This is a genomic window from Sphingomonas sp. LT1P40, assembly GCF_036663835.1.
Taxonomy (GTDB): Bacteria; Pseudomonadota; Alphaproteobacteria; order Sphingomonadales; family Sphingomonadaceae; genus Sphingomonas.
This window is the reverse complement of record NZ_JAXOJT010000001.1, coordinates 805,270-824,781: the sequence shown is the minus strand read 5'-3', so window position 1 is coordinate 824,781 and position 19,512 is coordinate 805,270. Positions and strand designations below refer to the sequence as shown.

General features: G+C 64.6%; 22 protein-coding genes. 8 read left to right on the top strand and 14 right to left on the bottom strand.

All coding sequences use genetic code 11. The annotated features are described in order from the left end of the window. Window positions 1-8 precede the first annotated feature (8 nt). Together U1702_RS03960 and U1702_RS03955 are read right to left on the bottom strand one after the other, a co-directional pair. Window positions 9-1,526, bottom strand: coding sequence for an XrtA system polysaccharide chain length determinant (locus U1702_RS03960; protein ID WP_332722251.1), 1,518 nt, complete (start codon window positions 1,524-1,526; stop codon window positions 9-11). Between the two features lie 13 nt (window positions 1,527-1,539). Continuing rightward, complete coding sequence (locus tag U1702_RS03955) at window positions 1,540-2,187, bottom strand: XrtA/PEP-CTERM system exopolysaccharide export protein (protein ID WP_332724561.1); 648 nt, start codon at window positions 2,185-2,187, stop codon at window positions 1,540-1,542. Window positions 2,188-2,373: 186 nt separating this feature from the next. Here U1702_RS03955 and U1702_RS03950 point away from each other — a divergent pair, with 186 nt between their 5' ends. Continuing rightward, window positions 2,374-2,505 carry a hypothetical protein gene (locus U1702_RS03950; RefSeq protein WP_332722249.1) on the top strand — a complete coding sequence of 44 codons (132 nt, stop codon included), beginning with the start codon at window positions 2,374-2,376 and terminating at the stop codon, window positions 2,503-2,505. A gap of 8 nt (window positions 2,506-2,513) precedes the next feature. Continuing rightward, on the top strand, window positions 2,514-2,954 hold the full coding sequence (locus U1702_RS03945; RefSeq protein WP_332722247.1) for a hypothetical protein: 441 nt from the start codon (window positions 2,514-2,516) through the stop codon (window positions 2,952-2,954). Here U1702_RS03945 and U1702_RS03940 read toward each other — a convergent pair whose 3' ends face one another. After that, window positions 2,955-4,178, bottom strand: a complete 1,224-nt coding sequence (locus U1702_RS03940) for a pyridoxal-dependent decarboxylase, exosortase A system-associated (protein WP_332722245.1) — start codon at window positions 4,176-4,178, stop codon at window positions 2,955-2,957. Continuing rightward, on the bottom strand, window positions 4,175-5,683 hold the full coding sequence (locus tag U1702_RS03935) for an acyl-CoA ligase (AMP-forming), exosortase A system-associated (protein ID WP_332722243.1): 1,509 nt from the start codon (window positions 5,681-5,683) through the stop codon (window positions 4,175-4,177). Before U1702_RS03935 ends, U1702_RS03940 begins: the two co-directional genes overlap by 4 nt. A gap of 85 nt (window positions 5,684-5,768) precedes the next feature. Between U1702_RS03935 and U1702_RS03930 the strand changes: the two genes are divergently transcribed. The 3 genes from U1702_RS03930 to U1702_RS03920 are packed head-to-tail and all read left to right on the top strand — an operon-like array spanning window position 5,769 to window position 7,610. Further along, window positions 5,769-6,059, top strand: a complete 291-nt coding sequence (locus tag U1702_RS03930; RefSeq protein ID WP_332722242.1) for an acyl carrier protein — start codon at window positions 5,769-5,771, stop codon at window positions 6,057-6,059. 1 nt (window position 6,060) lies between these two features. After that, entirely contained in the window at window positions 6,061-6,810 is a 750-nt protein-coding gene (locus U1702_RS03925) for a hypothetical protein (protein WP_332722240.1), read from the top strand. Beyond that, the gene (locus U1702_RS03920) at window positions 6,798-7,610 is read left to right on the top strand and encodes a hydrolase 1, exosortase A system-associated (protein ID WP_332722238.1); all 813 of its coding nucleotides are present in this window, start codon (window positions 6,798-6,800) and stop codon (window positions 7,608-7,610) included. Before U1702_RS03925 ends, U1702_RS03920 begins: the two co-directional genes overlap by 13 nt. Here the strand turns inward: U1702_RS03920 and U1702_RS03915 are convergent. From U1702_RS03915 to trxB, 3 genes are all read right to left on the bottom strand, one after another. Next, the gene (locus U1702_RS03915) at window positions 7,607-8,524 is read right to left on the bottom strand and encodes a CPBP family intramembrane glutamic endopeptidase (protein WP_332722236.1); all 918 of its coding nucleotides are present in this window, start codon (window positions 8,522-8,524) and stop codon (window positions 7,607-7,609) included. The two genes, U1702_RS03920 and U1702_RS03915, sit on opposite strands and share 4 nt — an antisense overlap. Before the next feature lie 76 nt (window positions 8,525-8,600). Next, window positions 8,601-9,644 (bottom strand): serine hydrolase domain-containing protein, encoded by a 1,044-nt coding sequence (locus tag U1702_RS03910; protein ID WP_332722234.1) that lies wholly within the window; start codon window positions 9,642-9,644, stop codon window positions 8,601-8,603. Between the two features lie 444 nt (window positions 9,645-10,088). Continuing rightward, on the bottom strand, window positions 10,089-11,060 hold the full coding sequence (gene trxB, locus U1702_RS03905; protein ID WP_332722232.1) for a thioredoxin-disulfide reductase: 972 nt from the start codon (window positions 11,058-11,060) through the stop codon (window positions 10,089-10,091). A 129-nt stretch (window positions 11,061-11,189) separates the two neighbouring features. Here trxB and U1702_RS03900 point away from each other — a divergent pair, with 129 nt between their 5' ends. Further along, on the top strand, window positions 11,190-11,807 hold the full coding sequence (locus U1702_RS03900) for a peptidylprolyl isomerase (RefSeq protein ID WP_443026800.1): 618 nt from the start codon (window positions 11,190-11,192) through the stop codon (window positions 11,805-11,807). On the opposite strand, the gene U1702_RS03895 is transcribed toward U1702_RS03900, so the two are convergent. Beyond that, a complete protein-coding gene (locus U1702_RS03895; protein ID WP_332722230.1) occupies window positions 11,808-13,001 on the bottom strand; it encodes a dipeptidase in 1,194 nt (397 codons plus the stop codon). It abuts the gene before it with no gap. A 12-nt stretch (window positions 13,002-13,013) separates the two neighbouring features. Then, a complete protein-coding gene (locus tag U1702_RS03890; RefSeq protein ID WP_332722228.1) occupies window positions 13,014-15,161 on the bottom strand; it encodes a prolyl oligopeptidase family serine peptidase in 2,148 nt (715 codons plus the stop codon). Window positions 15,162-15,515: 354 nt separating this feature from the next. On the opposite strand from U1702_RS03890, the gene U1702_RS03885 reads away from it, so the two are divergent. Continuing rightward, the gene (locus U1702_RS03885) at window positions 15,516-15,830 is read left to right on the top strand and encodes a YdeI/OmpD-associated family protein (protein ID WP_332722226.1); all 315 of its coding nucleotides are present in this window, start codon (window positions 15,516-15,518) and stop codon (window positions 15,828-15,830) included. Between the two features lie 4 nt (window positions 15,831-15,834). Next, entirely contained in the window at window positions 15,835-16,200 is a 366-nt protein-coding gene (locus U1702_RS03880) for a hypothetical protein (protein ID WP_332722224.1), read from the top strand. Between the two features lie 55 nt (window positions 16,201-16,255). On the opposite strand, the gene rplQ is transcribed toward U1702_RS03880, so the two are convergent. The 5 genes from rplQ to U1702_RS03855 all read right to left on the bottom strand — a co-directional run bounded on the left by rplQ (window position 16,256) and on the right by U1702_RS03855 (window position 19,503). After that, window positions 16,256-16,678, bottom strand: coding sequence for a 50S ribosomal protein L17 (rplQ, locus tag U1702_RS03875; protein WP_332722222.1), 423 nt, complete (start codon window positions 16,676-16,678; stop codon window positions 16,256-16,258). Window positions 16,679-16,775: 97 nt separating this feature from the next. After that, window positions 16,776-17,837: a DNA-directed RNA polymerase subunit alpha gene (locus U1702_RS03870; protein ID WP_332722221.1), complete on the bottom strand. Its 1,062-nt coding sequence runs from the start codon at window positions 17,835-17,837 to the stop codon at window positions 16,776-16,778. A 106-nt stretch (window positions 17,838-17,943) separates the two neighbouring features. Then, window positions 17,944-18,333, bottom strand: a complete 390-nt coding sequence (gene rpsK, locus U1702_RS03865) for a 30S ribosomal protein S11 (RefSeq protein WP_332722219.1) — start codon at window positions 18,331-18,333, stop codon at window positions 17,944-17,946. A gap of 51 nt (window positions 18,334-18,384) precedes the next feature. Beyond that, entirely contained in the window at window positions 18,385-18,753 is a 369-nt protein-coding gene (gene rpsM, locus U1702_RS03860) for a 30S ribosomal protein S13 (RefSeq protein ID WP_332722217.1), read from the bottom strand. Between the two features lie 231 nt (window positions 18,754-18,984). Further along, window positions 18,985-19,503: an SRPBCC family protein gene (locus U1702_RS03855; protein ID WP_332722215.1), complete on the bottom strand. Its 519-nt coding sequence runs from the start codon at window positions 19,501-19,503 to the stop codon at window positions 18,985-18,987. Between the last annotated feature and the right edge of the window lie 9 nt (window positions 19,504-19,512).

Below are 19,512 nucleotides of genomic sequence, written 5' to 3'. Positions count from 1 at the left end.
TTTCCCCCTCACGCGCTCATGCCGCGCTGGAACATTTCCAGCCCCAGCAACGCAATCCAGGCAAACGCGAGTCCGCCCATCGCCGCCGCGAACATCTGCATCCGGCGCTTGCGCATCGAAATCTGTGCCTGTGTCAGCACTTGCCCGATCGATCCGATCACCGGCATGCCCGACGCCTTTTCCAGCCGCCCGGACGTCGAAAACGTCCCCGCGATCTGGCTCAGGCCGAATGCCACGGCGGCCCCGCCGCCCAGACCCACGATCAATACGCCGGTCAGCAACAGCGGACGGTTCGGCGCGGTCGGCGTGACCGGCGCGGTCGGCGGGTCGATCACGCTGAACTTCACCGCATCGGTCTGGCTCGCCGCCTGACTGCGCAGTTTCACATTCTCACGGTCGGTCAGCAGCTTGTCGTACTGCGACTTCAGCACCTGATAATTGCGGTCTATTTCGGCCTGTTCCTGCGCCGCCGCCGGATCGCCCGCGATCTTCTGGTCAAACGTGGCGATATCCGCCTCGATCTGCGCCTTGCGATTGACCAGTGCCGCGACCTGCGCCGACTTGTCCGCCTGCATCGCCTGCAGGCTCAGATAGAGCGGGTTGCTCGAAGCACCCCCGCCGCCGGAATAGACCCGCTCGCCCCGCGCCGCGCCCTGTGCCGCCGACAACTGGCTGCGCAATGCGATCATATCGGGATGACTGTCGGTCCAGCCGCGCCCACGCGCTTCGGCAATCTGTCCCTGAATTGCGGACACGCGTGCGCGCGCCGGTCCTGCGACGGCACCGCCGCCAGCACCGGCCACCGTGGCGGCAGTCCCCGCCATCTGTCCATTGACCGCCGCCAGGCTGCTCTGCGCGGCGGAAAGATCGCCATTGACCTGCGCCAGCTGGCTGCGCGCCGCCGCCAGCCGCTCGGCCAGCGTGCCGGTACCGGGCAGCGAACCCAGGTATTTGGCCTGGAACTCCGCCTTCTTGGCCTCGGATTCCTGCAACGCTTTCTGACGCGCCTGCAATTGCTGATCGAGGAAGGTGAGCGACTGGCTCGCCTCGTCCCGGCCCTGTGTCAGATTGTCCTCGACGAAAATGTCGATCAGCTTCTGCACGATCGACCGCGCCAGCTTGCCGTCGGCCGCCGTCGTCGTGATCTCGAACAGATTGTCCTGCTGCGCCGTGACCTTGATCTTGGTCTGCAAACCCGCAACCCGATCCGCCACGTCGCGGTCGGTCGCCACGGTGTTGGCCAGCGCGGTGCTGCGCACAACCTTCTCCAGATTGACCGCACTGGTCAGCGTCTGGCGAACCCGGTCGATATCCTTTTGCTGCTCCTGCTGCGTCGCCAGCCCCTCGCCCGGCAAAATCTGCCGCAGCTGGACGAAAACGCGCGCACGGCTCTCATACTGGTTCGGAATCTGCGACACGACCAGCCAGCCGATCAGGCACAAGGCCCACGCGACCGCGACCGCGATCCAGCGCCGCTGCCACACGCCGTGCAACGCGGCACGGATTTCTTCCCAAAGGCCCCCCATCAGTCGCGGCCCCTCAGAACATGCTCTCGGGGATGATGATGACGTCGCCCGGCTCCAGCCGCACATTCGCACTCACATCGCCGTTTTTCAGCAGGTCGTTCAGCCGCACGCGATATTCGCGCTGCCGCCCGCTATTCTTGTCGAAGCGGATCAGACGCGCGCGATTGCCCGCCGCGAACTCGCTCAGCCCGCCGACCGTGATCATCGCGTCCAGCAACGTCATGTTTGCACGATACGGCAGTGACGCCGGCTTCTCGGTCGCACCCACCACGCGGATCTGCTGGCTGAACGTGCCGGAAAAGCTCTCGACGATCACCGATACGATCGGGTCCTTGATATACTCGCCCAGCGCGATCTTCAGATCGTCCGCCAGCATCGCCGGGGTCTTGCCGACTGCGGGCATGTCGCTGATGAGCGGTGTCGTGATACGGCCGTCGGGGCGCACCTGCACTTTCGCCGACAGCTCGGGATTGCGCCAGACGAAGATCTGCAGGCTGTCGAGCGGGCCGATGATATATTCCTCGCCCGGCCCTTCCTGGCTGGCGACGAACGTCGTCGGCGGCAATTCGGGACGGCCACCGCCGCCGCTCATGCAACCGGACAGCGTCGCCATCGCCATCAGCGAGAGCGCGATTACCCGGCCAGCCTGTGAAAAACGCATCACCCGTAACCTCCCACACCATGTGAACCCATTGGCGAACCAACGGTAAAATTCGCACAGGATCGGGCTTGCTATGGGGTGTGAGAGGTAAAGATTGCGTTAGGAACGATCCTCGCGCGGCGCATCGAAATGAAGCGCGAACGCCCCCGAAACGATGTATAGACGGGGTGAAGCAGGAGGACGGAAATGATCGAAGATCAAGCTCTGACGATCGACGACGGGCAGCATGGCGGGTATCCGCCGTCGCCTTCGCCCCCGCCATCCCCCTCGCCGCCGCCACCGCCGCCACCGCCATCGCCGACCGAACCGGACGTTTAGAGGCGCGCATGGGTCCGGGGCATCTTTACTATCTGGGCATTTTGCTGACCGCGCTGTTCGTCGCGCCGTTCAGTCCGCTGGCGCGCGTGATCGTGCTCAGCTGGCTGGCGGGCGAGTTCGGCTATTGGCTGGGCGCGCCGCTTCACTGGGTCAATCTCGCCCAGCATCTGACCGCGTTCGTGATCGGCAGCCGCTATCTGCGCAACGAATGGTGTATCGCCGCCTGGGTTATGTTCATGCCGATGCTCGCCTGCGACGCGCTGGCGCTGATTCAGGAGCAGGAGGTGCTGGCATGGTGGGGCTTGCTTTGCACGGCGCTGGCCCAGCTGGTATTCCTGCCACTCGGCATGGATTTCACCCGGGCGCGGGCCACGCTGCATGGCGGGTGGGACGGCTATACCGATCCCGAAACCCGCGACTTTCTGCGGATTCGTCGTCCTTCCGCCTGATTATCCACCCGCGACGATCTCCGCCGCCGGGCCATGCCCCAGAAACGCCGCCGGGCTGGCACTCGCGCCATAGGCTCCGGCCAGGAAAATTGCGATAACGTCACCGACATCCGCATGCGGCAACGCCACGCGATCCGCCAGCCGGTCCAGCGGCGTGCAAAGTGGACCCACAATGGACACGGTTTCGGTCGGCTCGTCATCCATTCGCGCCGCCACCGCCACCGGATAATTGCGCTTCACCACCGTCCCGAAATTGCCCGACGCCGCCAGCTGATGATGCAGCCCGCCGTCGCACACCAGGAACGTCTCCTCGCCGCTCTTCTTCTTGTCGATCACGCTCATCAGATAGACGCCCGATTCGCCCACGATCCACCGCCCCAGCTCGATCGCAAAATGCGACTCCGCCAGCCGCGCGGGCCGCGCCGCCAGCGTCTCGCCCAGCGCCGCGCCGACCGCCGCAATATCCACCGCGACGTCACCCGAAAAATACGGAATCCCGAACCCGCCGCCCAGATTCACCAGCGGCGGCACCGCCCCCGCCTCATCCGCCAGCCGTGCCGCCAGCGCCACCGTCGCCGCCTGAGTCTCGATGATTGCCGCCGTATCCAGCGACTGCGACCCGGCAAAGATATGGAACCCCCGCCAGTCCGCGCCCGCGTCGATAATTCGCCGCACCAGCGCCGGGACCCGCGCCGCGTCGATCCCGAACGGCGACGCGCGCCCGCCCATCTTCATGCCCGACCCGCGCAGCTCGAAGTCCGGGTTCACCCGCACCGCCAGCCGCGGCGTGACGCCAAGCCGTCCGCCAATCGTCAGCGCCCGCTCCGCCTCGCCCTCGGACTCCAGATTCAGCGTTGCGCCCGCAATGATCGCCGCCTCCAGCTCGACATCGCGCTTCCCCGGCCCGGCAAAGCTGATCTGCGCCGCGTCCTTCACCGCCAGCGCCTTCACCAGCTCCCCGCCCGACGCGACGTCCAGCCCGCCGACCATCGGCGCGACCGCCGCCAGCATTTCCGGCAACGGATTGGCCTTGATCGCAAAGTGGATCTCGACCGCATCCGGCAACACCGCCCGCAACCGCGTCAGCCGCTCGGTCACGATCTCCACGTCATAAACGAACAACGGCGACCCCGCCTCCGCTACCCACGCGGTCGCGGTCTTGCCCGCAATCACCAGCTCGCTTTGCCCCGCAAAATAGGGCGGGATCGGCCCGATCGGCTTCATGACGTCAACTCCGCTTTCAGTCCCGACCGGTCGAACTTCCCATTGGCGTTGCGCGGCAGCGCATCGCGCCACTCATACCGCCCCGGCTGCATGAAGCTCGGCAAGTCCCGCCGCAACCGCTCGCGCAACTTCGCCTCGGCCTCAGCCGAATCCCCCCGCGCCACGGCTACCACGACGATCGCCTGCCCCAGCCGCGCATCTTTCACCCCAAACGCCGCCGCCTCGCTTGCCTCGCCGCCCGCCAGCACCGCTTCCTCGACCTCGGTCGGGCTGATCCGGTTACCCGCCGTCTTGATCATCTCGTCGTCGCGCCCCACGAACCGCAACAGCCCGTCCGCGCCCTCGACGACGTTATCCCCCGAAAACACCGCCATGCCGCCATATTCGGAGAAGTCGGGCGCAGGCTTGAACCGCAACGCCGTCCGCTCCGCATCCTGCCAGTAACCCTGTGCCACCAGCGGCCCGGCATGGACCAGCTCCCCCGGCTCGCCAGCATCCGCGCGCGTGCCGTCGGCCCGCACCACCATGATCTCCGCAAACGGGATCGCCCGCCCCATCGAATCCGGATTGGCATCGACCAACCCCGGCTCCAGATAAGTCGACCGAAACGCCTCGGTCAGCCCGTACATCGGGTACAGGTCGGCATTCGGAAACTTCGCCCGCAACCCGCGCACCATCGGCGTGGTCAGCGCCCCGCCCGAATTGGTCAGCCGCCGCACCTTCGCCGCCACCGCCTCCGGCCATTCCGCGTCCAGCACCTGCACCCACAGCGGCGGCACCCCGGCGATCGTGGTGACGTCATGCCGGTCCACCGCCTTGATCACATCCTTGGCGGTCAGATAGTCCAGCGGGATCACCCGCGCGCCCGCTGCCCAGCTCGAAAACAACTGATTCTGCCCATAATCGAAACTCAGCGGCAGCACGCCCAGCACGCGATCCGCCGCCGTCACCTTCAGATAATGCGCAACCGACACCGCCCCCAGCCACATATTGGCATGGCTCAGCATCACGCCCTTGGGCCGCCCGGTGGATCCCGACGTGTACAGGATCGCCGCCAACGCACCGGGATCGGCGTCCGACACCGGCAGAACATCCGCCGCATCCGGCTCATCCTCCATCGCGATGCGACAGCCCGCGGGCACATCCCCGCTCTCCAGCGTCAGCGCCCGCGCGTTCTGCGTCAGCAGCAACGAAGCCCCGCTATCGGCAAGAATATGCGCCACCTGCGCCCGCTTCAGCACCGGATTGACCGGCACATGCACAAATCCCGCCCGCGCCGCCGCCAGCGGCATGAGGCACGCCATCCGAGTCTTCGGCAACCACGTTGCCACCCGCGCACCCTCGGCAAACCCCTGTCGCCGCAGCCACCCGGCCAGCGCGCCAACCGCCGCCTCCAGCTCGGCATAAGTCAGCGTCCCGGCGCGATCCTCCAGCGCAACATCGCCGGGCGCACCCCGCAAGCTGAGTGAATCGATCGGGCGTGGCGTGGGGTCGAGCGGAACCATGATGCGATTCCATACCGCCGATCCGTTAACGATAAAGTGCCAAGTCTTGCGTTAGCGCGGCCCCAGCGAGTAACGGGTTTGCCAAATGGCAGGGGGAAAGCGTTTGCAGCCGGACGGATATAGCGAAGTCGAGGAAACCGTGCGCGGTGTGTTGCGCGACATACTCGGCATCAGCGCGGATCGCGCGGCGGCATTCGATGAGGCGACCCCGCTGTTCGGCGCACTCCCCGAACTCGATTCGATGGCCGTCGCCGGTGTACTGACCGAGATCGAGGATCGCCTGGGCATCATCATCGAGGATGACGAAGTCGATGGCGACATGCTTGAAACCTTCGGCGCGCTCGTCCAGTTCGCGGCGTCAAAGGCGCTGACCTGAGGTGATCGACCATTACGACTGGTCCGGGGGCCGCGAAGCCATGCTCCGCTTCGGCCCCGATACCGGCCCCGTCGTGATAGCCGCCCTCCCGCTGTTCGAGGAAGCCAATCGCACCCGCGCCTTCACCGTCACGATCCTGCGCGCCCTCGCCGACCGCGGCATCGCCAGCGCCCTTCCCGACCTCCCCGGCCAGGGCGAAAGCCTCCTCCCCACGCATGAAACCACGCTTAAAAAATTGCGTGCAGGTTTCGCTGCCGCATCAGCGGCACTGAATCCCTCTCCCACCGGGAGAGGGAGGGAGCCGCAAAGCGCCGGAAGGGTGAGGGCGACCAACATCTTCACCCTGGCCATCCGCAGCGGCACCCTCCTCGACACCACCGCAGACGTCACCGCCCGCTACCACCTATCCCCCACCAACGGCGCAGACCTCCGCCGCGAACTCATCCGCGCGCGTCAGGCCTCGGCCCGCGAATCCGGCACCCCGTTCGACCCCGCCAGCATCGACACCGCCACCGCGCCGATCGAACTCGCCGGCAACCTCATCGCCCCCGCCTTCCTGACCGAGCTCACCACCGCAATGCCATCCACAGACAACACCCGCACCGTCCGCTTAGAGACCGAAGCCAAACCCGCTGACCACAAACTCCCGGGCAGCCCACTCTGGCGCCGCGCCGAGCCGGACAACGACCCCGACTTCGCGGCCCGCATCGCCGACGACATCGCCGCCTGGATTGCCACATGCGCCGCCTGACCACCTTCGAATGCGCAGGCGAAACCCTCGCCGCCACGCTCGACGAAGCCCCCGGAACAACCGGCCTGCTGATCGTCTCCGGCGGCAATGAAATCCGCATCGGCGCGCATCGCGGCATGGCCGAACTCGCCGCGCAGATCGCAGCGGCGGGCCACCCCGTCTTCCGCTACGACCGCCGCGGCATCGGCGATTCCACCGGCGAAAACAACGGGTTCGAGGGCACAGCTGAGGACATCTCCGAAGCCGCCACCGCCTTCCGCCGCGCGGCGCCCCACCTCACCCGCGTCATCGCCTTCGGCAATTGCGACGCCGCCAGCGCGCTGATCCTGTTCCACGATGCCGCAGCGATCGACGCCCTGATCCTCACCAACCCCTGGACGATCGAGCCGAATGAGGAAGGCGGCAACGACCTCCCCCCCGCCGCCGCGATCCGCTCGCGCTACCTCGAAAAACTCAAAAACCCCCGCGAGCTGCTCCGCCTCGTCACCGGCGGCGTAAACTTGCGCAAACTCATCAGCGGCCTCGCCAAAGCCTCCGCCAAACCAGCCTCAGCCCCCGCCAGCCTACCCGCCCGCCTCGCCAAGGCGCTGGAGGCCACCACCACCCCCGTCACCATCCTGCTCGCCAAGTCCGACAACACCGCCATCGCCTTCGCCGACCACTGGAAAGCCCAGCCGTTCGCCAAGGCGCGCACCCGCATCACCCCCCACGAATGCAACACCGATAGCCACAGCTTCGCACGGCCACAGGACAAGGCATGGCTGGTTGAGCGGGTGCTAAATGCGCTGGCGGCGGCTTAACTGCGTATCGCACGGCCGGACAAATCCCGCTGCGGCAATCCGAAATGCACCAGCACTGCCAGCATCATGATCGCACCCAGGCTTAGCACGCTCCCCTCCGGCCCCGCGCTCCCGCCCGTCAACAAAGGCGACCCCTGCACCTGCGACACCATCAGCGCGTCGCGGCTGCCACTGCCACTATTATAGAGTCCGAACACGAAACTCTGAGTGAAATTCCAGCTGGCATGAAAACCTAGCGCGAACCACAGCGACCCAGTGCGAAGCAACGAATAGGCCAGCACCAGCGCAAACAGCCCTGCGACTGCGAGCGACACCGTCGTCGCGCCTTCATTCCCGAAATGCCCCCATATAAACCAGAAGCTTAATATCGCCGCCGCCGGCCAGAAGGATATCGCGCGCGACAGCTGCACGAACGCATAGCCCCGGTGCAACCCCTCCTCATGCGCCGCCTGGGTCAGCCACAGCAGCGCAGAGAGCAACGCTATCTCCAAAAGCTGCCCCCATGACACGTCCCCCATCACACCCGACCACGCCCCCGCCGCCCAGAGAATGAAGATGATCAATCCCATCAGCGTAGCGCCGCTGCCAAGCCCGATTGCCGCCAGTCGCCCGACACCGGCAGGGGACCAGCCCGACCAGGCAAACGGCTCTCTCCAGAGACGCAGCGAGATCGCGGTCGGAACAATCACCAATGCTAACAATAGGGCCGTGTGCGCGAGCAGCGCGTTTGCCGGTCCCGATCGCATCAGCTCCTGAAGCGTCTGCCCCGTCGCAGCCTTGAGCACAGCGGATAAAAGCAAGGCCGACAGGAATGCGATCAACAGATACAGCGCCACCTTGCCAATCGCTCGCGCCCGAGCACGAAAGTCTGTCGCACCGGTCAGGAGCACAGGGCGAAGCTGCGGCTGGGTCACGATTTAGCCCTTATCGATATGATCGCCGCCAAAGTGGCTCGCTTGCTCCAAGTTCACAATGGGCCACCGCCCGATTTCAGGCCCCCGCCTCGGCCGCCGGAATCACCCCCTCCGCCAACAATCGGTGCAACGCATCGATATGCCCACCCTCGCGCGCGGCATCCGATTGCGACGTCATGACGACCGTCAGCTTCAAGCTCGGCACGATATACAGCATCTGCCCGCCATAGCCCCAGCCATAGCGCACCGCATGCCCGCCCATATCGCCAACGAACCAGCCATAACCATATTGCCCCCCGCTCCACGGAGACGTCGCGCGTGGCGTCCAGCTCGCCTTGATCCACTCGGCGGGCAGGATGCGCTTGCCATCGACCACGCCGCCCAGCCGGTACAGCTCGCCGAACCGCGCCAGACCGCGCGGACTCATCAGCATATCGTTGCCGCCGAAATACACCCCCTGCGGATCGCGCGGCCAGGGCGGGATCGCAATGCCCAGCGGTTCGCCCAGCCATTGCTGCGCCAGCGCCAGCGTGCTGCGCCCGCTCGCCCGCGTCAGCATCGCAGAGACGAGGTGGCTGCTCCCGGTCGAATAAAGCATCCCGCCGCCCGGCTCATCCACAAATGGCCTCGACAACGCGAAGCGCACCCAATTCGGGCTGGATACCCAGCGCCCGTAGTTTGGCCCAGAGGTCCGCTCCAGCCCCGCCTGCATCGACAGCAAATTGCCCAGCGTCAGCCGGGCCAACCGCGGATCGGGATTGGCCGGCGCATCGGCTCGCAGCACCGACACCACCGGCTGATCCGCTCCCGTCAGCACCCCGCGCGCGATCGCGATGCCGACCAGCGCCGACAACACCGATTTCGACGCCGACTTGATGTTGACCGCCCGGTCCAGCGGCGGCCCGCCATTGAACCGGTGTTCCGCCAACGTCTGTCCGTCCCGCAGCACCAGCAACGACCGCAACCGCGGCAACCGCTCGGCCGCAGCCAGCGTCTGCGCCATCCGCGCCGCGTCCAGCCCTTTGGTGGCTAAGGGTGCTTCGGTTACATTCTGGGCTGGCGGCATCGGGGCCGCATTACAGCCGACAAGAAGCAAAGGCAGAAACAGGATGGGCCGCATGAAAGCTCCGGGTTCGTGGCGTGATTGCAAACGACCCACGCACCCACATGATCCGCAGCGGGCTCAGCGATGCCCGTCACAAACAACTTTCCTACAACCCCCACTCCAGCATATCTAACCAGTCCCATGCCAAACCCGGGACCCTCCCCACGCCAACCAGCGACTCCCACCCGCGTCAACCGCGTGGGCAGCCCGTCAAAACCGTTAACTTCGTCAACCCGCGCAGCGTCAACTTCCCTGTCGCCCCGGTGTCGCGTCACAGTCGCAAACCTGTCGCGTACATGGCGCAAACCCGTCGCCAACCCGCCGGGTCGCAGTCGCGGCAACCCCAAAACCCCGCATTTTCGTCAAGACTGTCAACGGGGCCGCGCGGAAACCGTCACATCACCACCGCCACGACCCCATAACAGCCATGACCTTCGTGACTTTCCGCACCCCGCAGCGTCACTCCGCCGCTTCGGCGACCTTCTCGAAATCCGCTTCGGCCAGAAACCGCTCGGCGTCCAGCGCGGCCATGCACCCGGTCCCCGCCGCCGTCACCGCCTGGCGATAGACCTTGTCCATCACGTCGCCGCAAGCGAACACGCCCGGCACGCTGGTCCGCGTGCTGCCGGTCTCGACCGCGATATAGCTGTCCTCGTCCAGCTCCAGATGCCCACGGAACAGCTCGGTCGCCGGATGATGCCCGATCGCCACGAACCCGCCCTCGACGTCCAGCGTCGACACCGCACCCGTCACCGTGTCCTTCAGCTCGATCCCGACCAGGCCCGCATTGCCGCCGCCATCCACGAACCGCTCGACGCCCTTGTTCCACAGCACCGTAATCTTCGGATTGGCGAACAGCCGCTCCTGCAAAATCTTCTCGGCGCGCAGGGTGTCGCGGCGGTGGATCAACGTGACGTCATGGCTGTGGTTGGTCAGGTACAGCGCTTCCTCGACCGCGGTGTTGCCGCCGCCGATCACCGCGACTTTCTTGCCGCGATAGAAAAATCCGTCACAGGTGGCGCAGGCGGAAACCCCCTTGCCCTTCATGTCTTCCTCGCTGTCCAACCCCAACCATTTGGCCTGCGCACCCGTCGCGATCACCAGCACGTCGCCGACATAGACCGTGCCGCCATCGCCGATCAGGCGGAACGGGCGCTGGCTCAGGTCGATCTCGACGATCGTATCGTACATCATCTGCGCGCCGACATGCTCGGCCTGCGCCTGCATTTCCTCCATCAGCCACGGCCCCTGGATCACCTCGCGGAAGCCGGGGTAATTCTCGACATCGGTGGTCGTCGTCAGCTGTCCGCCCGGCTGGATGCCCTGCACCACGATCGGCGCCATCCCGGCCCGCGCGCCATAGATGGCGGCGCTAAGTCCGGCAGGGCCAGAACCGAGGATGAGCATGCGGGTCGAGTGGGTGGCGGTCATGGTCTTTTCCTATGGAGCTTGCCGCATCTAGGGGAAGGGCATCGCTCTCCGCAACATGGGTTACCGCGTGGCGCAGTCCAGCCAAGCTATTCTGTTGTGGACGAAAGGGGATTGCGCAAGACTGCCGCCATGATGATCCGCCGCACCCTGCTCGCCGTATTCGCGCTGTTCCCCACCGCCGCACTGGCCCAGACGGTGCCGCCGACGCCTCCCGTCGCGCCCAAAACCGCGAAGGTGGCGATCGAAACCACCGCCGGCCGCATCGTGCTGGAACTGGAAACCGAGCGCGCGCCGATCACCGCCCGCAACTTCCTGCGCTACGCCGATCAAAAGCGCCTCGACGGCATCGCTTTCTACCGCGCGGTCAAGGTCGCCGACAAATTCGGCTTCGTCCAGTTCGGGATCGAAGGGAACCCGAAACGCGCCCTCCCCCCGATTGCGCACGAACCCACGACCAAGACCGGCGTGAAGCACGTCAACGGCGCGATCTCCACTGCCCGCCTCGCCCCCGGCACCGGCCGCGGCGAGTTCACGATCAGCGTCGGCGACCAGACCTCGCTCGATGCCGACCCGAGCAAGCCCGGCGACAATCTCGGCTATGCCGCGTTCGGCAAGGTGGTCGAGGGGATGGACGTCATCTGGAAAATCCTCGACGCCCCGACATCGCCGACACTCGGGCAAGGCGTGATGAAGGGCTCGATGCTCGCCCCGAAAATCCGCATCACCAGTGTAAGGAGATTGCCCTAACTATCTGTTTTTGGCCGCATCCGCCGCGCGCATCAGCCGCAGGACATTGCCAGACCAGATCTTTGCGATATCGCTCTCCGAATACCCCGCCGCGACCAGCCGTTCGGTCACCTTGGGCAGCGCGGTAATATCCTCGAACTGACGCACCCCGCCGCCGCCGTCCCAGTCCGCCCCCATGCAGACATGATCCGGCCCGGCAATTTTGAGAAGATATAACAGGTTGGCCATGAAGGTTTCGAAATCGGTGTCCTGAACCGGCGCGACCTTATCCAGCGCCCGGATATCCGCCGTCAGCTTGGCCTGCTCGGCGGGCGACAGCGTCCCGATCTTGTCGGCCAGCGCTGACAACCGGTTGCGCTCATCGGTATAAACCAGCTTGGTCAGGAACACGCTGTTCATGCACACCGCCCCGCCCTTCGCCGCCAGCTTGCGGATGCGGTCATCGTCGATGTTGCGGGGATGGTCCCATTTCGCCTTCGGCCCCGAATGCGACAGGATGATCGGCGTCTTGGACAGCGCCAGCATCTGGTCGAACGTCGCATCCGACGAATGGCTGCCGTCGATAACCAGCCCCAGCCGGTTCATCTCAGCGACCCATTTCCGCCCCAGCGGCGACAAGCCCTTCCAGGTGTTCGTCCCCGTCGCCGAATCCCCGAACTGGTTATCTTTGGAATGCACCGGCCCCGCCATCCGAACGCCGCGGCGATAATATTCGCCCAGCAGCGACAAATCCTCGCCCAGCGGATAGCTGTTCTCGATGCTGATAAAGGCAAACCGCTTACCCGCCCGGTCAGCCCGCACCGCCTGATCCGCCGTCGTCACCAGCGCAATGCGACCCGGATAGGCCCCAATCGTCCGCTCAATCTCACCCAGCCGCTTCATCGCCGCAGCGCCAGCCTTGGCAAAACCCTCTGGCGTAATCGGCCCGGACGGCGTGTAGATGACGAACATCCCGCCATCCAGCGCAGCATCCATCCGCCCCAGATCGACCTGCGCCAGATCGGTCTGCCATTGGTGCCTGTCGCCGAACTTCCAGTGTGGGTTGGAAAACCACACCGGCGTGTCGAGATGCGTGTCGAGCGTCAGCAGCCGGTCATGGAGCGAACGCGGCACCTGCGTCTCACCCTGCTTCGCCTCCGGCATCGAACAGGATGCAGCGGCAAGGGCGAGGACCGGCAGGCAAAACTTACGCATCGACAGATCCCTTTACTTGACCGGCGTCACGGCCAGCCCGGTCCACTTCGCGGCAAACGCCCACAGATCGGCGGTTTCCTCGATGATCTTGTCGGTCGGCTTGCCGGAGCCATGGCCTGCCCGCGTCTCGATGCGCACCAAATGCGGTTTCGGCCCGACATCCGCCGCCTGCAACGCCGCAGTGTATTTGAAGGTGTGGCCTGGAACCACGCGGTCGTCGGTATCCGCCGTGGTCGCCAGGATCGCCGGATAGGTCTTGCCAGCCTGAATGTTGTGATAGGGCGAATATTTGTAGAGGTTCTTGAAATCCGCCTCCTTCGCCGGAACGCCGTAATCGTTCGTCCAGTACCGGCCCGCCGTGAACTTGTCGAAGCGCAGCATGTCCATCACGCCCACCGCCGGCAACCCCGCCGCGAACAGATCGGGGCGCTGATTGACGACCGCGCCGACCAGCAGGCCACCGTTTGATCCGCCCTGAATGGCGAGGCCATCCTTCGACGTGATCCCCTGTGCCTTCAGATATTCGCCCGCCGCGATGAAATCGTCGAACACATTCTGCTTGTTGAGCAGCCGTCCGCCGTCATGCCACGCCTTGCCATACTCGCCACCGCCACGGATGTTGGCGAGGACGAACACCCCGCCCTGCTCCACCCATGCCAGCCGCGAGGTCGAGAAGCTGGGCAGCTGCGTCACGTTGAACCCGCCATAGGCATAGAGCAAGGTCGGCGCCGGGCCGGTCACGTCCTTGCGGCGGACGATGAACATCGGAACCTTGGTGCCGTCCTTCGATGCGTAGAATTTCTGCTCGACGACGATGTTGCTCAGGTCGATCGCAACCTTGGGCGCGGCCCACACGCTGGCCGTGTTGGTGGCGACGTCATAGCGATAAACGGTGCTGGGCGCATTGAAACTGGTGAAGGTGAAGAAGGTCTCGCTGTCCTTCGCATCCCCGCCAAAGCCACCGGCGGTGCCGATGCCGGGCAGCTTGACCGTGCCGTCCGCCTTGCCGTCGAGGGTATACCGCCGCACCTCGGTCTTGGCATCGACCAGATAGGACAGGATCAGCCGCCCGCCGACCAGCGACGCGCTGTTAAGGACCGCTTCACCCTCGGGGATCAGGTCGGTCATCGTCGGGGTTGCCGCCGCGATGTCCAGCGTCATCAGCTTGCTGCGCGCCGCATCCTTGTTGGTCGAGATGAAGAACTTCGTGCCGACATTGCCGACGACGCCCCACTCATGGTCGAAGCCGGTGACCAGCTTGCGCGGCTTCCAGTCGGCGCTCTTCAGGTCGATAACGCTCAGGTCGCTGGTCGAAGAACCGGGGGTCGAATAGAGCACGGCATAGCGGCCATCGTCGGTGATGCCGACACCGTTGAGCAGTTTGGGATTCTCCGGCGTCGAATAGAGCAAACGGTCGGCGCTCTGCGGCGTCCCGAGTTTGTGAAAATAGACGGCGTGGTTGTCCGCTCCCGCCTGGAAAGCCGTGCCTTCCTTCGGCTCCGGGAAGCGGGCGTAGAAAAAGCCGGAGCCGTCCTTGGCCCAGCTGATCCCGGTGAACTTCGCCCATTTGATCTCGTCGGCCAGCACCGCGCCGGTGTTAACGTCGAGCACACGAACGGTGCGCCAGTCGGTGCCGCCATCCTGCACGCCATAAGCGAGCCGCGTGCCGTCCTCCGACGGGGACCATTCGGCCAACGCGGTCGCACCGTCCTTGGCCCATGTGTTCGGGTCGATAAGCACGCGGCCTTCGCCATTCACGCTGTCACGAACGTAGAGAACCGCCTGATTTTGCAGACCCGAATTGCGGAAATAGAAATAGCGCCCGCCCTTCTTGTACGGCGCGCCGAAGCGTTCGTAATCGAACAATGCCTTCAGCCGGCTGCGAAACACGTCGCGGCCCGGCAGGGTGGCGAGATAGGCGTCGGTGACCTTGTTCTGCGCCGCGACCCATGCCGCAACCTCAGGATTGTTGCGGACATCGTCCTCCAGCCAGCGATAGGGATCGGCGACCTTCGTGCCGAACTGATCCTCGACGACGTCGCCACGCTTGGTTTCGGGATAGGTGATCGGTGCGGGCATCGTGGTCGGCGACTCCGGATTGGCGTTGGCAAATGGGGCGGCAAAGAGGAGTGGCAGGGCGATCAGCGATGCGCGGCGCATTGGTATCTCCGGAAACGAGAAAGGGCGCACCCTATTGCGGCGCGCCCACGGGTCAAGCACCCTTGGCGCGCGTCATGCTCTCCATCATGCAAACGCGGTCACCGACGTCTCGTAGCTGATCCAGCCCATCACCAGCAGCGGCACCGCCGCCAGCATGATCGCAAGCACCCCGCCCGCCCCTGTTCCGTATTTCTGTTTCACGGTCGTTCCTCCTGACGCGCGGTTCGCAGGAAGCGTGCCAGTTGCGGGAATGGCGGATTCGTGTTGATTCATGCGGACGCTGACGGTGGCAGGCGCCATGATTCGGTGTATTTTACGAGATCGGATGCGAATCCGCCGTTGCAAGGAGGCCGCATGGCTAACACTTTTCCTGGTGGCACCGTGCATGAGGCGAGCGAAGACCTTGAGGTCGCACTGCGCTCCGATCCCAAAATCCTCACGCTTTGGAAGAACCTGACACCGCTCGGCCGGAACGAGTTCATCTGCTGGGTCGACGATGCGAAACAGGCGGCAACGCGCCGGCGCCGCATTCAGCGAACCTGTGAGGAATTGCTGGAGGGAAAGAAGCGGCCCTGTTGCTGGGCGGGGTGCATCCACCGCACCGACAAGGCACCGAGCCCGTGGCAGCAGGCCGTGCTAATCAACGGAAAGCGAACTGGCAGCGCATAGCCCGATGATGGTTTCCACTCTGATCGCGGCCATGGCGCTCCCTGCCCCGGTTCAGCCAAAGGCCGCTAACCCGAATGCCACCCAGTGCGTGGCATCCGCCGAATCAGGGGTCGGCATCCTCACCAACAAATGCGATTTCCGCGTCGTTGCGTTTGCCTGTGTCACCGGGCCGCCGCGCGCGGATGTGGCGCGATATTTCGATTGCGCACGCGGACAGGTCGGCAGTTACGATCTGCCCGCGCGCGGGCAGGCGCCCGCGATCCTGCGCGGGGCGAAACGGGTGCACTGGTTCGCGTGCCGCTTTCCCGAATATCTGCCGCGTGAGGTTAAATATCATGCCGGCAAAGGGTTACGCGGCAGCTGCGAATAGCAAAAGGGCGGCCGCACTCGGTGCGACCGCCCTTTAACTTGCTTTAGCTCGGCGATCAGGCCGCCTGGTCGTAATCCTCGTCGATCATCACCGGGCCGGAATCCTGACCCTTGGCATCGACGTCGCGGTCGACGAACTCGATGACCGCCATCCACGCAGCGTCCGACGCACGCGGGCCAGCCTTGATGACGCGGGTATAGCCGCCGTTGCGTTCGGCATAGCGCACGGCCAGAACGTCAAACAGCTTCACCAGCTGCGCATCGTCGAGCAGACGGCTGTGTGCCAGGCGACGGTTGGAAAGGCCACCCTTCTTCGCCAGCGTGATCAGCTTTTCGATGTAAGGACGCAGTTCCTTCGCCTTGGCGACGGTCGTCGTGATCTGCTCATGCTTGATGAGCGCGGCGCTCATGTTGCGGAACAGGGCAATGCGGTGAGCCGAGGTCCGCTGAAGCTTACGGCCGCCTACGCGATGGCGCATGGTATTTTCCTTCGTTCGTTAGGGGGCCGTATCAGGTACCCCGTAGCAGGCGGTGCAGAAAACGGGCCACCGCCCAAAACCCAGGAAGCTATGAGCGTTAGCCCATAATCTCCTGTTCGAGCTTCTTGGCCATCTCTTCGATGTTCTCAGGCGGCCAGCCCGGGATTTCCATGCCGAGGCGCAGACCCATCGACGACAGCACTTCCTTGATTTCGTTCAAGGACTTGCGACCGAAGTTCGGGGTGCGCAACATCTCTGCTTCGGTTTTCTGAACCAGATCGCCGATATAGATGATGTTGTCGTTCTTGAGGCAATTGGCCGAACGAACCGACAGTTCGAGCTCGTCGACCTTCTTGAGCAGATAACGGTTGATCGTCGCCGTATCGCTGCCGCCGTCCGAAGACGTCGATGGAGCAGCAACGCCGATCGGAGCCGAACGCGCGACCGCCGAATCGTCGAAGTGAACGAACAGCGCAAGCTGGTCCTGAAGGATGCGTGCGGCATAGGCCACGGCATCTTCAGGCGTCACGGTGCCGTCGGTCTCGACCGAGAGCGTCAGCTTGTCGTAATCGAGTTCCTGCCCGACACGGGTGTTCTCGACCTTGTAGCTGACCTGACGAACGGGCGAGTAGAGCGCATCGACCGGGATCAGACCGATCGGCGCATCGGCCGGACGGTTAGAGCCGGCAGGAACATAGCCCTTACCGGTGTCGGCAACGAGTTCCATGTTCAGCGTCGCGCCATCGTCGAGGTGGCACAGGACGAGTTCGGGGTTCATCACCTCGATATCGCCCGACACCGCGATGTCGCCAGCCTTGACTTCGGCAGGGCCGGTTGCGCTGAGCTGAAGCCGCTTTGGCCCCTCACCCTGCATGCGCAGCGCGATCTGCTTAACGTTCAGCACCAGATCGGTGACGTCTTCGCGCACACCGGCGAGCGACGAGAACTCATGAAGCACGTTTTCGATCTTGATCGACGTCACTGCAGCACCCTGCAGCGAAGAAAGCAGCACGCGGCGCAGCGCGTTGCCGAGCGTCAGGCCGAAACCACGCTCCAGCGGCTCGGCGACAAAGGTCGCCTTCCGCTTGCCGTCACCGCCCTTTTTTTCAAGGCCGTTCGGCTTCTTAAGTTCCTGCCAGTTCTTTGCATTGACAGACACAGGCGTCCCCTGAGTTGGGCAGGACGGGGGGTCGGTCCTGCCAGGATTGGAGCCGCCCCCGGCCCAGACCCGGCTTCCCGGATCCGCGGCGGGGGCGGAAAGTAAACTAGACGCGGCGACGCTTTGAAGGGCGAACGCCGTTGTGCGGGATCGAGGTCACGTCGCGGATCGACGTGATCTGGAAACCGACAGCCTGAAGGGCGCGAAGCGCGCTCTCACGACCCGAACCCGGACCCTTCACCTCAACCTCGAGCGTGCGGACGCCGTGCTCGGCAGCCTTGCGGCCCGCATCCTCGGCGGCGACCTGCGCGGCGTAGGGGGTCGATTTACGCGACCCCTTGAAACCCATCATGCCGGCCGACGACCACGAGATTGCGTTGCCCTGGGCATCGGTGATCGTGATCATGGTGTTGTTGAAGCTGGCGTTCACATGCGCGACGCCAGAGGTGATGTTCTTGCGCTCGCGGCGGCGAATACGCTGTGGTGCTTGTGCCATTGGTATATCCTGACCTTGTTCAGAAGGGAGCCGCCTCGCAGCGGCTCGACCTTACTTCTTCTTACCGGCGATCGCCTTTGCCTTGCCCTTGCGGGTGCGGGCATTGGTGTGCGTGCGCTGACCGCGAACGGGCAGGCCCTTACGGTGACGAAGGCCGCGATAGCAGGCCAGATCCATCAGACGCTTGATGTTCATCGCAGTCTCACGGCGAAGGTCACCCTCAACCGTGTGATCGGCGTCGATCGTTTCGCGGATCTGCAGGACTTCCTGATCGGTCAGGTCCTGAATACGGGCAGACTCGGCGATGCCGAGCTTTTCGGTGATCGCCTTGGCCTTGGTCGCGCCGATGCCGTGGATATACTGAAGCGCGATCAATACGCGCTTGTTGGTCGGGAGGTTTACACCCGCAATACGTGCCATGAACTATATTCTCCCAGCTCCACAGGGCATGCATGGCAGCAGCCCCATCTCGTCGCGTTGACCCGAAACGCATGCGCACGACGCACGCTCAAAGGCGCCGCCGTGAACCGGTGTTTCGGAAGATGCGCGACATATGGAGTCGTACCGAAGCTGTCAAGCGCCGGACCGGTCCGTTTTCGTGATTAGCCGGTTATACATCATCGCATGGCGGTCGCCAAGTGCGGCCTTGCCCTAACCACCCGCTTCCGCTGCGGTCTTCAGGCCCGGCATCTGCGCGCCCATTACCGCATCGACCGGCTGTGCGAAGTTCGAGAGGCCGGCGGGATGGTAGCCGCCAACGACATAGGTAACGGTCAGCACGGTTCCCTGCCCCTCCGCCCTCAGCGCGAAAGTGATGGTGCCTGTCACCGCGCCACTTTGAAGCGGGCCGAACGCGCCGGACACGCGCAGTACCTTGCCACGATCGGCGTAGAGCACGCGCGCATGTTCGATCGAGCCGCCGGAAAGCTTCTCGCACCAGCATCCGCCCGGGCGCGGGTCCAGCGTGATGTTCGCGCTGTCGCCGGAATAAGTGTGGTCCTTGCTCCACCAGGATGCGGGTCTTGCAATCGTATCCCACACTTTCTCCGGCGGGGCTGCGATCACCAGCTGGTGCGTGGAGACAAACCCGGTCGGTTCGGACTTCGTCACCTCCGCCGCCGCCGGTGCCGTGAGCGACGCCAGGGTCGCCGCCGTCAATCCGAACTTCATCCTGACCTC

What these genes read in the sequence shown, in the direction of transcription:
- U1702_RS03930 (WP_332722242.1), top strand. Translation starts at nt 5,769, where the DNA reads ATGGCAGGGGGAAAGCGTTTGCAGCCGGACGGATATAGCGAAGTCGAG.
- U1702_RS03855 (WP_332722215.1), bottom strand. Translation starts at nt 19,503, where the DNA reads ATGAAGTTCGGATTGACGGCGGCGACCCTGGCGTCGCTCACGGCACCG.
- rpsM (WP_332722217.1), bottom strand. Translation starts at nt 18,753, where the DNA reads ATGGCACGTATTGCGGGTGTAAACCTCCCGACCAACAAGCGCGTATTG.
- rpsK (WP_332722219.1), bottom strand. Translation starts at nt 18,333, where the DNA reads ATGGCACAAGCACCACAGCGTATTCGCCGCCGCGAGCGCAAGAACATC.
- U1702_RS03880 (WP_332722224.1), top strand. Translation starts at nt 15,835, where the DNA reads ATGATGGTTTCCACTCTGATCGCGGCCATGGCGCTCCCTGCCCCGGTT.
- U1702_RS03890 (WP_332722228.1), bottom strand. Translation starts at nt 15,161, where the DNA reads ATGCGCCGCGCATCGCTGATCGCCCTGCCACTCCTCTTTGCCGCCCCA.
- U1702_RS03920 (WP_332722238.1), top strand. Translation starts at nt 6,798, where the DNA reads ATGCGCCGCCTGACCACCTTCGAATGCGCAGGCGAAACCCTCGCCGCC.
- U1702_RS03940 (WP_332722245.1), bottom strand. Translation starts at nt 4,178, where the DNA reads ATGAAGCCGATCGGGCCGATCCCGCCCTATTTTGCGGGGCAAAGCGAG.
- U1702_RS03935 (WP_332722243.1), bottom strand. Translation starts at nt 5,683, where the DNA reads ATGGTTCCGCTCGACCCCACGCCACGCCCGATCGATTCACTCAGCTTG.
- U1702_RS03945 (WP_332722247.1), top strand. Translation starts at nt 2,514, where the DNA reads ATGGGTCCGGGGCATCTTTACTATCTGGGCATTTTGCTGACCGCGCTG.
- U1702_RS03960 (WP_332722251.1), bottom strand. Translation starts at nt 1,526, where the DNA reads ATGGGGGGCCTTTGGGAAGAAATCCGTGCCGCGTTGCACGGCGTGTGG.
- trxB (WP_332722232.1), bottom strand. Translation starts at nt 11,060, where the DNA reads ATGACCGCCACCCACTCGACCCGCATGCTCATCCTCGGTTCTGGCCCT.
- U1702_RS03950 (WP_332722249.1), top strand. Translation starts at nt 2,374, where the DNA reads ATGATCGAAGATCAAGCTCTGACGATCGACGACGGGCAGCATGGCGGG.
- rplQ (WP_332722222.1), bottom strand. Translation starts at nt 16,678, where the DNA reads ATGCGCCATCGCGTAGGCGGCCGTAAGCTTCAGCGGACCTCGGCTCAC.
- U1702_RS03895 (WP_332722230.1), bottom strand. Translation starts at nt 13,001, where the DNA reads ATGCGTAAGTTTTGCCTGCCGGTCCTCGCCCTTGCCGCTGCATCCTGT.
- U1702_RS03885 (WP_332722226.1), top strand. Translation starts at nt 15,516, where the DNA reads ATGGCTAACACTTTTCCTGGTGGCACCGTGCATGAGGCGAGCGAAGAC.
- U1702_RS03900 (WP_443026800.1), top strand. Translation starts at nt 11,190, where the DNA reads ATGATGATCCGCCGCACCCTGCTCGCCGTATTCGCGCTGTTCCCCACC.
- U1702_RS03910 (WP_332722234.1), bottom strand. Translation starts at nt 9,644, where the DNA reads ATGCGGCCCATCCTGTTTCTGCCTTTGCTTCTTGTCGGCTGTAATGCG.
- U1702_RS03955 (WP_332724561.1), bottom strand. Translation starts at nt 2,187, where the DNA reads ATGCGTTTTTCACAGGCTGGCCGGGTAATCGCGCTCTCGCTGATGGCG.